Annotated in this window: 12 protein-coding genes; 3 read left to right on the top strand and 9 right to left on the bottom strand. The window is 65.3% G+C overall.

What is annotated here, in order from left to right; all coding sequences use genetic code 11:
• Nucleotides 1-245 precede the first annotated feature (245 nt).
• From ACSLUQ_RS02605 to ACSLUQ_RS02645, 9 genes are all read right to left on the bottom strand, one after another.
• Nucleotides 246-1421 (bottom strand): vWA domain-containing protein, encoded by a 1176-nt coding sequence (locus tag ACSLUQ_RS02605; RefSeq protein WP_461807633.1) that lies wholly within the window; start codon nucleotides 1419-1421, stop codon nucleotides 246-248.
• 110 nt (nucleotides 1422-1531) lie between these two features.
• A complete protein-coding gene (locus ACSLUQ_RS02610) occupies nucleotides 1532-1837 on the bottom strand; it encodes a hypothetical protein (RefSeq protein WP_417770885.1) in 306 nt (101 codons plus the stop codon).
• A gap of 121 nt (nucleotides 1838-1958) precedes the next feature.
• A complete protein-coding gene (locus ACSLUQ_RS02615; RefSeq protein WP_461807634.1) occupies nucleotides 1959-3062 on the bottom strand; it encodes a YcjF family protein in 1104 nt (367 codons plus the stop codon).
• Entirely contained in the window at nucleotides 3059-4501 is a 1443-nt protein-coding gene (locus ACSLUQ_RS02620; RefSeq protein ID WP_417771207.1) for a YcjX family GTP-binding protein, read from the bottom strand. The genes ACSLUQ_RS02615 and ACSLUQ_RS02620 overlap by 4 nt, the downstream gene beginning before the upstream one ends.
• Nucleotides 4502-4604: 103 nt before the next feature.
• Nucleotides 4605-5156 (bottom strand): SixA phosphatase family protein, encoded by a 552-nt coding sequence (locus ACSLUQ_RS02625; RefSeq protein ID WP_461807635.1) that lies wholly within the window; start codon nucleotides 5154-5156, stop codon nucleotides 4605-4607.
• Nucleotides 5157-5265: 109 nt separating this feature from the next.
• The gene (locus ACSLUQ_RS02630; protein WP_417770882.1) at nucleotides 5266-5490 is read right to left on the bottom strand and encodes a helix-turn-helix domain-containing protein; all 225 of its coding nucleotides are present in this window, start codon (nucleotides 5488-5490) and stop codon (nucleotides 5266-5268) included.
• Between the two features lie 9 nt (nucleotides 5491-5499).
• Complete coding sequence (locus tag ACSLUQ_RS02635; protein WP_461807636.1) at nucleotides 5500-6078, bottom strand: DUF2975 domain-containing protein; 579 nt, start codon at nucleotides 6076-6078, stop codon at nucleotides 5500-5502.
• A gap of 426 nt (nucleotides 6079-6504) precedes the next feature.
• Entirely contained in the window at nucleotides 6505-7068 is a 564-nt protein-coding gene (locus ACSLUQ_RS02640; protein ID WP_461807637.1) for a hypothetical protein, read from the bottom strand.
• A gap of 25 nt (nucleotides 7069-7093) precedes the next feature.
• Nucleotides 7094-7939, bottom strand: a complete 846-nt coding sequence (locus tag ACSLUQ_RS02645) for an AAA family ATPase (protein WP_461807638.1) — start codon at nucleotides 7937-7939, stop codon at nucleotides 7094-7096.
• 280 nt (nucleotides 7940-8219) lie between these two features.
• Here ACSLUQ_RS02645 and ACSLUQ_RS02650 point away from each other — a divergent pair, with 280 nt between their 5' ends.
• The 3 genes from ACSLUQ_RS02650 to ACSLUQ_RS02660 all read left to right on the top strand — a co-directional run bounded on the left by ACSLUQ_RS02650 (nucleotide 8220) and on the right by ACSLUQ_RS02660 (nucleotide 13135).
• Nucleotides 8220-9635 carry a flagellar hook protein FlgE gene (locus ACSLUQ_RS02650; RefSeq protein ID WP_417770878.1) on the top strand — a complete coding sequence of 472 codons (1416 nt, stop codon included), beginning with the start codon at nucleotides 8220-8222 and terminating at the stop codon, nucleotides 9633-9635.
• A 75-nt stretch (nucleotides 9636-9710) separates the two neighbouring features.
• A complete protein-coding gene (gene flgK, locus ACSLUQ_RS02655) occupies nucleotides 9711-11594 on the top strand; it encodes a flagellar hook-associated protein FlgK (RefSeq protein WP_461807639.1) in 1884 nt (627 codons plus the stop codon).
• A 5-nt stretch (nucleotides 11595-11599) separates the two neighbouring features.
• Nucleotides 11600-13135, top strand: a complete 1536-nt coding sequence (locus tag ACSLUQ_RS02660) for a flagellin N-terminal helical domain-containing protein (RefSeq protein WP_417770876.1) — start codon at nucleotides 11600-11602, stop codon at nucleotides 13133-13135.
• Nucleotides 13136-13146 lie beyond the last annotated feature (11 nt).

Below are 13146 nucleotides of genomic sequence, written 5' to 3' on the forward strand. Positions count from 1 at the left end.
GGATTTTCTGTGAAATTCTCAGGGAGACCATGATCGCGCCACTCTCTTACCTTGGGGCATATTGGCAGAATGTGCAGGATCCCTTACGCTGAAGTTAATATTGAATAGTTAGTTTTATCAGGGTTTTGTGACGCCGTTTACCGTGCGCTGTCCGGCGTGAAATATGCCATATGATTTAATTATTTAGCTTCCCGCTCCGCGCGAAAAAAAATGCGCTGCACCATAAAAAAGATGTCTGGCCGCGTTCAGCGAACGAGATCGCGCATTGCCTCATCAAGGCCTTCAAGGGTCAACGGGTAGTGGCGGCCGTCCATGAGCTCGCGGATCATCTGGATCGAGTGGGTGTAGGACCAGTGTCGCTCGGAGACCGGATTGAGCCAGGCGGACCGGGGGAACTGCTGCGTCAGCCGTTGCATCCAGACGGCCCCCGCCTCTTCGTTCCAGTGTTCGACCGAGCCGCCGGCATAGGCGATCTCATAGGGGCTCATGGAGGCGTCGCCGACGAAGATCAGTTTGTAGTCGGGTCCGTATTTGTTAAGCAGCTCCTGGGTCGGAATGCGTTCCGCGTGGCGGCGGGCATTGTTCTTCCACACGTATTCGTAGGGACAGTTGTGGAAGTAGAAGTACTCCAGCACCTTGAACTCGGTGCGCGCGGCCGAGAACAGCTCCTCGCAGACGCGGATATGGTCGTCCATGGACCCGCCGATGTCGAAGAACAGCAGCACCTTGACCGCGTTGCGCCGCTCCGGGCGCATGTGGATGTCGAGCATGCCCTTGTGGGCGGTGGAGCGGATCGTGCCGTCGAGGTCGAGCTCGTCCGCCGCGCCCTGCCGGGCGAAGCGGCGCAGGCGCTTCAGCGCGACCTTGATGTTGCGGGTGCCGAGTTCGACCGTGTCGTCGAGATCACGGAACGTGCGCTTGTCCCAAACCTTGACCGCGCGCCGGTGACGGCTGCCGTCCTGGCCGATGCGCACGCCTTCCGGATTGTAGCCATAGGCGCCGAAGGGAGAAGTGCCGGCGGTGCCAATCCACTTGCTGCCGCCCTGGTGTCGTCCTTTCTGCTCCTCCAGGCGCTTGCGCAGGGTCTCCATCAGCTTGTCGAAGCCGCCGAGCGCCTCGACCTCTGCCATTTCTTCCGCCGTCAGGTGTTTCTCGGCAAGCTTGCGCAGCCATTCCTCGGGAAGGTCCTCCGCCTCGATCGCCTCGCCAAGCGCCAGACCGTTGAAAGTCTGGCCGAAGACCTGATCGAACCTGTCGAGATTGGCTTCGTTCTTCACCAGAAGCGCGCGGGCGAGGAAGTAGAAATCTTCCACCTGCTTGCCGGCCAGGTCCGCCTGCAACGCTTCCATCAGCGTCAGGTACTCGCGCAGGGAGACCGGGACGCCGGCGCCGCGCAGATTCGTGAGGAAGGTGATGAACATGGAGCGACTATAGAAAAGCCTGCCGGCCGAGACCAGCGGCTTGGCGTCCCGGCAAGGCCTGCTTCGGTCGCGGCGTGCCCGATCGTTGATCGGGACCGGGCACGCGGCCCTCAGGAGAGGGACGTCAGCATCTTCCCCAGGTCGGTGGACTCCAACTTGAAGGAGACCCGTTTGTCAGCGCCGGCAAGCGTCGCGTATCGGTCGCCGAGCAGTTTCTCGCCGAGGATCGAGGCGAGAACGGACACCGACATGTCGTTGACCTCGATGCTGAATGTTCCGTCGAGTTCCTTCGGGTCGAGCTTTGTCGCGGATGCCTCGCACCACTTGGAGCATTGGCCCGTGCCATGGTTGTAAATGGCTCCGCACCCGTTGCTACAGGAAATGGAGCAGCCGTGACCGGCATCGCATGTTGCCATCTTGAAAATCCTTTTCGCTGAAAAGATCTGTTGCATCAGGGCTGCATAGAGTGACGCAGAGGAATTTTCCTGATTTCGCAAATTTACTATTAAAAATACGTTTAGTCAAAAAATACTATTTTTAGTTGCGTTTCGGGGGCTGTCCTGCCGTCGAAGCGGCTGCCCGTCCCGAGGCGCTGTCCAGCAGGGCCTTCGCCTCCGGATCGGAGCGGAACATCTCGCCCATGACGTCGGAGACCGTCGGCCCGCCGTGGCCGACGAAGGGGGCCGGGCGACAGACGGCGATGGCGGCGATGCCGACGCGGGCGGTGAGCATGCCGTTGATCACACCTTCGCCGAGGCGGGCGGAAAGCCGGGCGGCGACGCCGTGGCCCAGAAGCTGGGAGACGAGGCTGTCGCCGGCAGCCATGCCACCGGTCATCGCCAGATGGGCGCCGACATGGCGGGCAAGCCGCAGGAAACCGAGGAAGCCGGGCCTGCCGCCATAGAGCACGGCGAGGCGGCGCATGATCCGGAGGTTCTCCACGAGCACGACGGCGAGATCGAGGATGGCGCGCGGCGAGATGGCGGTGACGACCGAGACGCGCTTGACGCTGTCGCGCACGATGCGCACGGCGCGTGCATCCAGCGGTGTCAGAAGGTCGCGCTCGGCCAGGCGCACGAGGTCGCGGCCATCGATCACCTCGCGCAGATGGGCGGCAACGGCGGCGCGCCCTTGCGCTGTTTCCGGTCGGTTGCGATAGAGCTCAAGCATCTGGCGCAGGGCGGTGCGGGCGGCGTCCTGATCGTCGGCCTCCGCAGCCTTCGCCAGTGCTGTTCGGGTTTCGTCGATGCGGCGCAGGCGCGCGATGCCGATGATCTCGCGGACGGTCAGGCCGAGCGCGGCGACGAGAGCCAGCGCGGCAAGCGCCACGCCGAGCCAGCCGAGCCAGTCGGTGCGGGTGAAAAGATCGCGGATCAACGCATCGACCGACAGGCCGACGGCGAGCGACACGAGGCCGCCGAGGCCGGCGGCAAGCCAGCGCCCCCAGCGGATCCCGCCTGTCGCCGGAGGGGGAGCGACGACGACGGGAAGTGCGTCGGGATCGGCGCTGGGCCGCACGTAAGGCTCGTCGAAGCCGGCGCCGCCGTCGTCGGCCGCGTCGGCGATGCGGGCCGTGTCGAGGCGCACGGCCGTCGGGCGTCGCGGGTGGCGCTGGCCGGGTGAGCTCGGCTTTTCGGTCATGCCAGATGGTCTCCGATCAGGAACTGGAGCGCGCGGTCGAGACGGATATGCGGCAGCGACAGGGTCATGCCCTCCGCCGTTCTCTGGAGTTCCGGCGGACGGAAGCGGACATAGCGCACGCCCGCGTCCACCGTCGTCTCGCCGGTGAACAGCGTTTCGGGATCGTCCGGCAGGTCGCCGGGAAACAGGGCGATCTCGGTCTTGCCGTCATAGGTTTCGCCGTTGACGCGCTCGCCGGCAAGCGGCGTGCCAAGGATCGCCGGCATCTCCTCGCCGCCGTGGGTGAGGGTGGCCTCGCGGGTGGCGCGGATCGCGGCGAGCGCCAGCACGTCCACCTTTGCGCCGCCGTATTCGGCCCGCTCGATGGCCCGGGCGACGAGGCGGCGCAGCACCGCTTCGAGCCGGTCATGGTCGGCGCGGTTCAGGTGATCCGCCTTGGTGGCGGCGAAGAGAATGCGGTCGATGCGCCGGGTGAAGACCGAGAACAGCCGCGAGACGCGTCCCGGGCGGAAGGCCTGCAGGATCTCGGTGAGCGCGGTTTCGAGGTCGGCGAGCGCCTCGGCGCCCGCGTTGAGCGCGCCGAGTGCGTCGACCAGCACGATCTGCCGGTCGAGCCGGGCGAAGTGGTCGCGGAAGAACGGGCGCACGACGTGCTTGCGGTAGCTCTCATAGCGCCGCTCCATCATCGCGGCGAGCGAGCCCGGGGGGATGGCGCGCGTCTCCTCGCCCAGGTCCAGGGGGGCGAAGGTGAGGGCGGGGGAGCCTTCCATGTCGCCGGGCATCAAGAAGCGCCCGGGAGGCAGCATCGACAGCGCGCGCTCGTCTTCCCGGCAGGCGGCGAGGTAGCGCTTGAAGCGGTCGGCGAGGGCCCGCGCGGTGGTCTCCTCCGCCTCGGCGAAGGGGTCGGCGGCGGCCAGGGCCTCGAGGAACGGCCGGGCGATCTCCTCGCGACCGCCCTTTCGCGCCAGCTCGACGGCCTCTTGCGAGAAAGCCCTGAAGTCCTTGGAAAGGAGCGGCAGATCGAGCAGCCATTCGCCCGGATAATCGACGATGTCGAGATGGAGCCTTCCGCGCCCGAGGGTGCGCGAAAAGAAGCTCGCGGAGGCATAGTCGATGGTGAGCCGCAGTTCGGCGATCTGGCGCGTCGAGTGCGGCCACAGCCTCTCCTTCAGCAGGGTGTCGACATGGGTTTCAACGTCGAAGCGGGGGACGGCGTCGTCGGGCTGCGGCTCGAGATGCGCGCCGGCGATGCGCCCGCCCGCCGCCGCCTCGAACAGGGGCAGCCGGCCACCGTTGACGAGATTATGCACCAGTGCGGTGATGAACACCGTCTTGCCGGCGCGCGACAGGCCAGTGACGCCGAGGCGGACGGTGGGGGTGCCGAGATCGCCGACCGTCTCCGACAGATTGTCGAAGGAGTAGCGCAGCTCGTCGGCCATGCGGGTAAGGAAGCTGTCTTGCGTCACGTATCGTCTCCGTGCCGCCATGTGGGGAGGATGGCGGGGCAGCGCAAGCGGAACGCCGGGAAGGCGGGGGCGCGGCTCAGTCGGCGGGGCCGATGGCCGAGAGCTCGGACGCCTCGTTCAGGTGGCGCGGCAGGGCGACGGCGACGAGATGTCCGTCTCCCCGCTTCAGGCTCCGCCAGTCGTCGATGTCGATGTCGATCACGGCAAGGCCGGCGGTCGGGTATTTGCCGGCGATGGTGTGGAGCAGGCGCTCCTCGCCGCGACCGGAAAGCTCCAGCGCCGTCTCCTGTGTCGCCGGATTGTGGCCGACGACCAGCAGGCAGCGGGCATCACCGCCAAGCGCGCGGATCACCTCGAGATAATCGAGGTCGCCGTCGTCGTAGAGCGCCGGGGGCATGTCGAGCCGCGCTGCGGCGCCCACGTGCGGGAGAATGAGGTCGAGCGTCTGGCGGGTGCGCAGGGCTGGCGAACACAGGATGCGGTCCGGCTCCAGGCCGTGGCGGCGCATGTGGGCGCCAACAATAGGCGCTGCGGCGCGTCCGCGTCCGTTGAGCGGGCGTTCGAAGTCCGAGGGCGCATCCGCCGTCCAGTCCGACTTGGCGTGGCGCAAGAGCATCAGTCGCAGCATCGAGGGCTCCGGCTAGAGATCGGGGGAGGGGCTTGCGCCGCCATTCAATCACATGCGCGGCGGCGCGTCGTGCGGAATGCGGACGCTTGCTGCCGGTTCGGACGCCGGCTCAGGCGTCGGCGTCTTCCGGCGCGCGACGGTATTCCAGGAGGTCGCCCGGCTGGCAGTCGAGCACCTCGCAAATGCGCTCGAGCGTTTCGAAACGCACGCCCTTCACCTTGCCCGACTTGAGCAGCGAGACGTTCTGCTCGGTGATGCCGATGCGCTCGGCAAGTTCGCGGGAGCGCATCTTTCGCCGGGCCAGCATGACATCGAGGTTGATGATGATCGCCATGCGGCTTCCTTACACGAACTGACGGTTTTCGTCCGCAATTCGCGCGGCTTCCTCGAGTGTCCAGCCGAGCACCACGAGAAGTGCGCCGGAGATCACGGCAAGCACGTCATTCCCGGAGAGGCCGACGGCAAGCTCGCGGCTGCCCGGAGCATTCGCCCAGGTCGCGGCAAGGCTTGCAAGGCTGCCGGCTAGGATGGTCACCGGAGCGAGCAGGGCAACGATGACCCCGATGCGCCTCAGCCGCCGTCCGCTTTCGGGGACGAGCACGGCGCCGCGCGCGAAGCCGAGGAAAAGCCGACGCAGGATGAGGAGACCAGTGACGATGAGCGTCAGCGGGATGACGCCGAGCGCGATGCAGAGGATCCGCGCGGTCGGGGTCAGGATGGTGCCGCTGCCGGCGGAGAGGGCGTCGACAAGCCAGCGGTCAAACCCCGCAGGGTCGGCGACCGCAGTGATGGCCAGAGCGAGCGGCAGGCCGACCGCAACGGCGAGCGTCACCCAGGCCATGGCACGACTCATGCGGATGATCCGGGCCATACGGCGTGCATCGTTGGGCATGTAGTTGGAGGCCATTTCAGTTTCCTTCATGTTCTGGTTTTCAAATTTATTGTTTTACAATAATTATTTTCTGTCAATCGAGTTTTTCAGACCTGGGGAAACGGACTTCGTCATGCGCAAGCTTTCAGTCAAGCCGTCTTCGTTGGTCCGTGCGGCCTGACTGTCCGCCGTGCTCCTCCTTGCCTCGGCCTGCTCGCGCATGCCGCTGTCGAGCGCGGTCACATTGCGCAAGTTCGATCTGCGTGCGACTGATTCTGGGCGTGTGGAAGTGGTGGTCGGATATCTGGAACGGATGCGGGGCCGGCCTGGGCGGAGCGGTCATGGTGTTGCGCCAGATCGAGAAGGCGAGCGGCGCGAGGGCTCCGGGTTTTCTCTCTTCGGCGTCACAGCCGGGTGGGCCGGCGCGGGCGCACCGTGCTCGGTCGCCTTGTGTCTCGACGGGCGTGAGGCGCGCTCTCAGCGCCCGTTTTCGGCGAGCTGGGCGGCGAAGGCAGTGACGAGCGGGCCGATCGTCGTTTCCTGTTGGGGCAGGGTGTAGGACATCCACAAGGTGTAGTCGGACGCGCGGGCGTGGAACCGCCAGAGCGTCTCGCAGCGTGTGCCGTTGCGGGTCTCGCCGGTTTTGAAGGAGATGCCGCTGGCGGCGGCGCCGGTGGCGGACAGGCGCGAGAAGCCGGCCTCGCCGTAGCGGGTCTCGAACTCCCGTGCGGCCTGCGCGCTGTTGCCGCTCGGGTGGCTGCGCAGGATCGCCGAAATGCCCGTGTCGCTCTGGTAGATGCAGCCGGCCACCCGGTCGGCCGAGCTTGGAAGCACCTGCAGCCGGCTGAGCGAGCCGACGCGGTCGGGGCAGGTGAGGCCGGTGAAATGGCGCATGCCGTTGGCGACGGTCTTCCAGCCGGCGTCGGAAAGGGCCGATCCCGACCTTTGCGCGGCTGCGGGGCAGACCGCGGTCGCGACGATGGCGGCGGCGGTCAGGATGCTGCGGGCCGCGTTGTCGCGGCCTCTGGCGTTGTGGTGCATCCCGTCGGCCTCCCTTTTTCGTGTCCTAGCGCCCGTCGCGCCGATTGAGGAAGGCGAGGCGCTCGAAGAGATGAACGTCCTGCTCGTTTTTCAGCAGTGCGCCGTGAAGCGGCGGAATGAGCTTCTTTGCATCGGTCTCGCGCAGGGTCGCCGGGTCGATGTCCTCGTTGAGGAGCAGCTTGATCCAGTCGAGCAGCTCCGAGGTCGAGGGCTTCTTCTTCAGGCCGGGCAGATCGCGCAGATTGTAGAAGGTCTTGAGAGCCTCGGCGAGAAGCGCCTCCTTGAGCCCGGGGAAATGCACGTCGACGATCTGGCGCATCGTCTGGGTGTCGGGGAAGGAGATGTAATGGAAGAAGCAGCGGCGCAGGAACGCGTCGGGAAGCTCCTTCTCGTTGTTGGAGGTGATGATCACCACTGGGCGCTGGCGCGCCTTCACGGTCTCCCCGGTCTCGTAGACATGGAACTCCATGCGGTCGAGTTCCTGGAGAAGATCGTTGGGAAACTCGATGTCGGCCTTGTCGATCTCGTCGATCAGCAGGACGGGTCGGTCCTCGGACGCGAAGGCCTCCCAGAGCTTGCCCTTGCGGATGTAGTTGGAAATATCGTGCACCCGGTCGTCGCCGAGCTGGCTGTCGCGCAGACGCGAGACGGCGTCATACTCGTAAAGCCCCTGCTGCGCCCTGGTCGTCGACTTGATGTGCCATTCGAGGAGCCTGGACCCGAGGGCATCGGCGATTTCCTGAGCGAGCACCGTTTTGCCGGTGCCAGGTTCTCCCTTCACCAGAAGCGGCCTTTGAAGCGCAACCGCCGCGTTGACGGCAATGCGCAGATCCTCGGTCGCCACATAGCCGGAGGTGCCCTCGAAACGCATGAAATTCCCCTGATCCGTTCTGTCCGCCGGCACAGTAGGTGGCGCGCCAGAGACGCGCAAGACCTGCCGGGATGCGCCGCCCGGCCGGCATTTGTTGCCGGGGAAGATCTGGTCAAAGCTGCCGCCTGCCGCCGGCGATGAGAGGCGGTTTTTTAGAAAAGCTTTTATTTTCAATTTGTTGAGTGATTTTTCCGGATTGGCACAGGGTTTGCGAACTGCTCAGCCGAGGCCGGCAGGGATTTGTCGCCGGCATGGCCATCCATGCGTCCTGGAGGTTCAGATGGGTGTTTTTGGTGCATTGAATGCGGCGGTCTCCGGCCTGACCGCGCAGGCTTACGCGCTGGAGAACATCTCCGGCAACATCGCGAATGCGTCGACGACGGGCTACAAGCGTCTCGACACGTCGTTCTCGGATCTTGTCGGCGGAGGCACCGGCGCTCAGACCGGTCAGCTCGCAGGCACCGTGTCCGCCAGTTCGCGGGCGACCAACGGCCTGCAGGGCGATCTTCAGCAGGTCGACGTCAATACCTACATGGCGGTCAATGGCTCCGGCTATTTTGTCGTCCAGGCGCGGGCGGGCGAGGTCGACGGCCGGTCGATCTTCACCGGCAATGATCTCTACACGCGCCGCGGCGACTTCGAGGTCGACAAGGAAGGCCGTCTGGTCAACAAGGCCGGCTATTACCTGATGGGTCAGCCGATCGATCCGGTGACCAAGAACGTCTCCGGCTCGGTTCCCGAGATCATGACGATCGACACGTCGGTGATCCCGGCCGTGCAGACCGACCGTATCCGCTACGAGGGCAACCTGCCGACGGTGCCGCAGACGAGCGCAAAGCTTGCCGGCGGCGACGATCTGCTCGCCACCGGGCTGACCAAGGCCTCGACGGGTGCCGCGCCTGATGCCGCCGCCGTGGGCGAGATCGTCGGCGTCGACACGATCAGCGCCGATGACGAGGTTTCGTTCCTGAACTCCTCGATCGCCGGCGAGGCGATCACCGTCTACAACTCGAGCGGCACGCCGGTGAACGTGCAGATGCGCTGGGCGAAAACCTTCGAGTCCAACGGCACCCAGGAAGACACCTGGTCGCTCTACTACCTGACGGATTCGGATGCCTCCGGCACCGCCACGAAGTGGACCAAGGTTTCCGACGCCCAGTTCGATTCCGGCACGACCAACGGCGGCCGCATGCTGGTTCCGGCGAGCAACAACATGGCGCTCACCAACCTTTCCGTCGACGGCGAAACGGTTGGCGACGTGACGCTCGACTTCGGCACCAACGCGCTGACCCAGTATTCCGACAGCAACGGTACCTCCAACATCTCCAAGCTGACGCAGAATGGCTATCCCTCGGGTGACCTGACCGGCGTTACCGTGTCCGAGGCGGGGCGTCTGGTGGCCTCCTACTCGAACGGCCGCACGCGCGAACTCTATGAGATCTCGCTCGTGTCGTTCTCCGGCGAGGCGTGGCTTGAGCGCCGCGACGGCGGTGTCTTCGAGGTCACGCCGGAGTCCGGCGAGCCGATCGCCGGCGCCACCGGCAAGATCGTCGGCAAGCGGCTCGAGGCATCGAATGCCGACATCGCCGACCAGTTCTCGCAGCTGATCGTGACGCAGCAGGCCTATTCGGCGAACACCAAGATCGTCACCTCGGCCGACCAGATGCTCAAGGAAGCGATCAACATGATCCGCTGATCGGCGTGATCACTCCACCGCCCGGCCGATCGTGGCCGGGCGGACACGTGCACCAGGACAGGCGCGGGTACGGCAATGGGACTAGGTAGCGCTCTCAATACAGCTCTGCTCGGACTGGGGTTCAATCAGCGCCAGCTCGAAGTGACGTCGACCAATATCGCCAACGCGAACACGATCGGCTACACGCGCAAGAGCCTCTCGGCGACTGTTGCCTATGACGGCAACGGCAGGGTCACGGGCGTCGACACCACGACCATGAGCCGTTTCCTCGACAAGGCGATCCAGACCCAGTACCGGACCTCGCTGGCGGAGCAGGGGTATTCGAGCGTCGCGAAGCAATACACGTCGCGCCTCGACCAGCTCTTCGGCACGATCCAGGATCCCAGCTCGATTTCGTCTGGGGTCAACAGCTTCGTCGCATCCATGTCGCAGCTTGCTTCCGGTCCCGAGGACCAGAGCTACCGGCTCGACGTCATGCGCAACGCCCAGACGTTGGTCAACCGCATCAACGACATGTCCTCCGAAATCCAGGCGATGCGCCAGGAAACGGAAGCGCAGATCGGTGAACAGGTTACCCGGGTCAACGATCTTCTGGGCGAGATCCAGAAGCTCGACCGTCAGGTGGTCGCCTCGAGCCAGAACGGCGAACAGCCGGTCGGGCTGATGGACGAGCGCGACATGCTGCTCGAAGAGCTCTCGACCTATCTCGACATCGAGGTGAAACCGACCGAACAGGGCGGCGTGCGCATCCACACGGGTGGCGGCACGCTCCTCTACGACGTCGACGTGATGAAGATGAAGTTCGATGGACGCGGCAGCATCAATGCCAACGCGCTCTATTCCATCGATGGCAACGACCGGGGCGTCGGCACGATCGTGCTGGAAAACGCCGAGGGCAGCCAGATCGACCTGCTGGCGACGCGTTCGCTGAAAAGCGGATCGCTTCTCGGGCTGGTCAGTATGCGCGACGAGGCGCTGACCGACGCGCAGGCGCAGCTCGACGCGCTCGCGGCGACGATGGCGCGCGCCTTCTCGACGCACGAACAGGCCGGCACGCCCTATCCGGCGACCGGAACGCAGACGGGCTACGAGCTCGATCTCGCCAACATGCAGCCCGGCGACAGCCTGACCTTCGACGTCAAGGATGTGGCAACCGGGCGCACCAAGTCGGTGACGGTCTATCGCAGCGACGGCACGGAAGATCCGGCGCTCACCAAGACCTCCGACAGTGACGACATCTTCCTTGCCGTCGATTTTTCCAGCGGCAACTACGGCACCATCGCCGCCGGCATCCAGGCGGCGGTCGACGGCGATTCGCGCATCGGCGCGGGCGTGCTGAACTTCACCAATCCGGCCGGAACGACGCTGCGGATGGAGGCGGCGACGCCGGCCGCGACGCGCATCACCTCGGCCGCCGCGCAGGAAACGGTTTCCGGCACCGGCACGGCCGCGGACGCGCTGCCCCTTTTCGTCGATGACAACGGCCAGCCCTTCACCGGTATCGGTGACGGTCGACCGAACGTCACCGGCTTCGCGGCGCGCATCCGCGTTTCCCAGGAGATCCTGGACGACCCCTCGCTTCTGGTGAAGTACGCGCCGGACGTCGAGAACGGCGACACGACCCGGCCGCAGGCGATCCTCGACAAGCTGACGAAGACCGATTTCGCCTATGCGCCGGGCACCAAGATCGGCGGAAGAAACTCCGTCTTCAAGGGGACGATCAACGACTTCGTCACCGCCTCGGTCTCCTACCAGAGCAGCAAGGCCTCCCAGGCCAACGCCACCGCGACCGGCCAGGACGTGGTGACGGCAAATCTCAAGACGCGGCTCGACAGCTCGTCCAAGGTCAACATGGACGAAGAGCTCTCGCAGCTTGTGCAGTTGCAGAACGCCTATGCGGCCAACGCCCGGGTGATGCAGGTCGTGCGCGAGCTCTATGACATTCTGATGCGGAGTTAGGACCCATGGCGATCAACATGTATGGCAGCCTTGCGATGCCTTCGCAGGTTTCTTATCTCACCAACCTTCGTTCGCAGATGGACACGCTGCAGGAGCAGATCGGCACCGGCAAGCGCGCCACCACATATGGCGGCCTGGGGTCGGAGCGCGTGCTCGACCTGTCGATCAAGCAGCAGCTTTCTCAGATTGGCGTCTACAAGCAGACGATCGACCTGGCGAGCCTCCGTCTCGACACGCTCGACAAGACCAGCGAACGACTGGAGGCCATCCGCATCGAGGCGAAGGCCTCGACCGACCAGAACAATTTCGAGCTCTTCAGCAACGGCCGCAGTTCCTCGCAGACCTCGGCGGAAATCTCGCTGCGGGAGTTCATGGCGCATCTCAACACGGACGTGGGCGGGCGGTTCCTGTTCTCGGGCAAGGCCGCGGACACGACGCCTGTCCAGAGCCTCGATTACATCCTTGAGGGCGACGGCAACTTCGCCGGCCTGAAGACGGTGATCTCCGAATACAATCAGGCCGATCTCGGTGCGCTCGGCAACGGCCGGATGACGACTGCGACGGCCGGCACCCAGGTGACGCTGTCCGAGGACGGGGCGCATCCCTTCGGCTTCAAGATCGACAGCGTCGCATCGGGCCTGTCCAACGCCACGGTGACCCAGACAGCGGGGCCGCCGGCTTCGCTCGATGTCGATTTCACCGGCCAGCCCGAACCCGGGCAGGCGATCCGCGTGTTCGTCAACCTGCCGGACGGCAGCCAGACCGAGGTGAAGCTGGCGGTCGCCGGCGGCGAGCAGGCCAACGAGTTCACGTTCAACCGCGGAGCGACGCCGGCCGACACGGCGGCGAACTTCCAGACGGCGCTCGACAGCGCCCTGTCCAAGGTGGCGAACACGGAGCTGAAGGCGGCCTCGACGATGCGGGCCTCCGACGCGGTGTTCGACACCGCTCCGAAGTCGCCGGTGCCGCCGGGCTACCAGCCGCTGGCGCGCGTCGTGCCGAGCGCCGGGCCTCCGGTCGACTTCACCACGGCGACGACCGTGCGCGACGGCACGGCCGACACCGTGGCCTGGTACTCCGGTGACAATTCCTCGACCAGCGCGCGCTCCGACATGAGCTCCCAGATCGACGAGAACCTGACCGTGCGCTACGGCGCCAGGGCGAATGAGGACGGCTATCGGGAGGTGGTGCAGTCGCTGGCCGCCTTCGTCGCCTCCGATTTCTCCAACTCCACGACGGAGAACCAGGAATTCTACAAGTCGATGGCGAAGCGCTCCTACAACGGGCTGACGCCGGACGGCGATCAGGCATCGGGCATTCGCTCCAATCACATGGAGTTCGTGTCCGCCCAGCGGGCTGTCGCCGATGCGAAGAGCCGTTACAAGATCGAGGAGAGCACGCTCAATGCCGCCATCGACGGCATCGAGGGCGTCGACAAGGATGCCGCGGCGGTGAAGCTGTTGACGCTCAGAACCTCGCTGGAGGTGAGCTATCAGGCGACCAGCATCACGTTGAACATGTCCCTGTCGAAGTATCTCTGAAGCCGGCGGAA

This window comes from Stappia sp. ICDLI1TA098 (assembly GCF_054880955.1).

Excerpts from the sequence above, each read along its gene's own strand:
- ACSLUQ_RS02605 (WP_461807633.1), bottom strand. The coding sequence starts at position 1,421 with ATGTTCATCACCTTCCTCACGAATCTGCGCGGCGCCGGCGTCCCGGTC.
- ACSLUQ_RS02610 (WP_417770885.1), bottom strand. The coding sequence starts at position 1,837 with ATGGCAACATGCGATGCCGGTCACGGCTGCTCCATTTCCTGTAGCAAC.
- ACSLUQ_RS02615 (WP_461807634.1), bottom strand. The coding sequence starts at position 3,062 with ATGACCGAAAAGCCGAGCTCACCCGGCCAGCGCCACCCGCGACGCCCG.
- ACSLUQ_RS02620 (WP_417771207.1), bottom strand. The coding sequence starts at position 4,501 with ATGGCCGACGAGCTGCGCTACTCCTTCGACAATCTGTCGGAGACGGTC.
- ACSLUQ_RS02625 (WP_461807635.1), bottom strand. The coding sequence starts at position 5,156 with ATGCTGCGACTGATGCTCTTGCGCCACGCCAAGTCGGACTGGACGGCG.
- ACSLUQ_RS02630 (WP_417770882.1), bottom strand. The coding sequence starts at position 5,490 with ATGGCGATCATCATCAACCTCGATGTCATGCTGGCCCGGCGAAAGATG.
- ACSLUQ_RS02635 (WP_461807636.1), bottom strand. The coding sequence starts at position 6,078 with ATGAAGGAAACTGAAATGGCCTCCAACTACATGCCCAACGATGCACGC.
- ACSLUQ_RS02640 (WP_461807637.1), bottom strand. The coding sequence starts at position 7,068 with ATGCACCACAACGCCAGAGGCCGCGACAACGCGGCCCGCAGCATCCTG.
- ACSLUQ_RS02645 (WP_461807638.1), bottom strand. The coding sequence starts at position 7,939 with ATGCGTTTCGAGGGCACCTCCGGCTATGTGGCGACCGAGGATCTGCGC.
- ACSLUQ_RS02650 (WP_417770878.1), top strand. The coding sequence starts at position 8,220 with ATGGGTGTTTTTGGTGCATTGAATGCGGCGGTCTCCGGCCTGACCGCG.
- flgK (WP_461807639.1), top strand. The coding sequence starts at position 9,711 with ATGGGACTAGGTAGCGCTCTCAATACAGCTCTGCTCGGACTGGGGTTC.
- ACSLUQ_RS02660 (WP_417770876.1), top strand. The coding sequence starts at position 11,600 with ATGGCGATCAACATGTATGGCAGCCTTGCGATGCCTTCGCAGGTTTCT.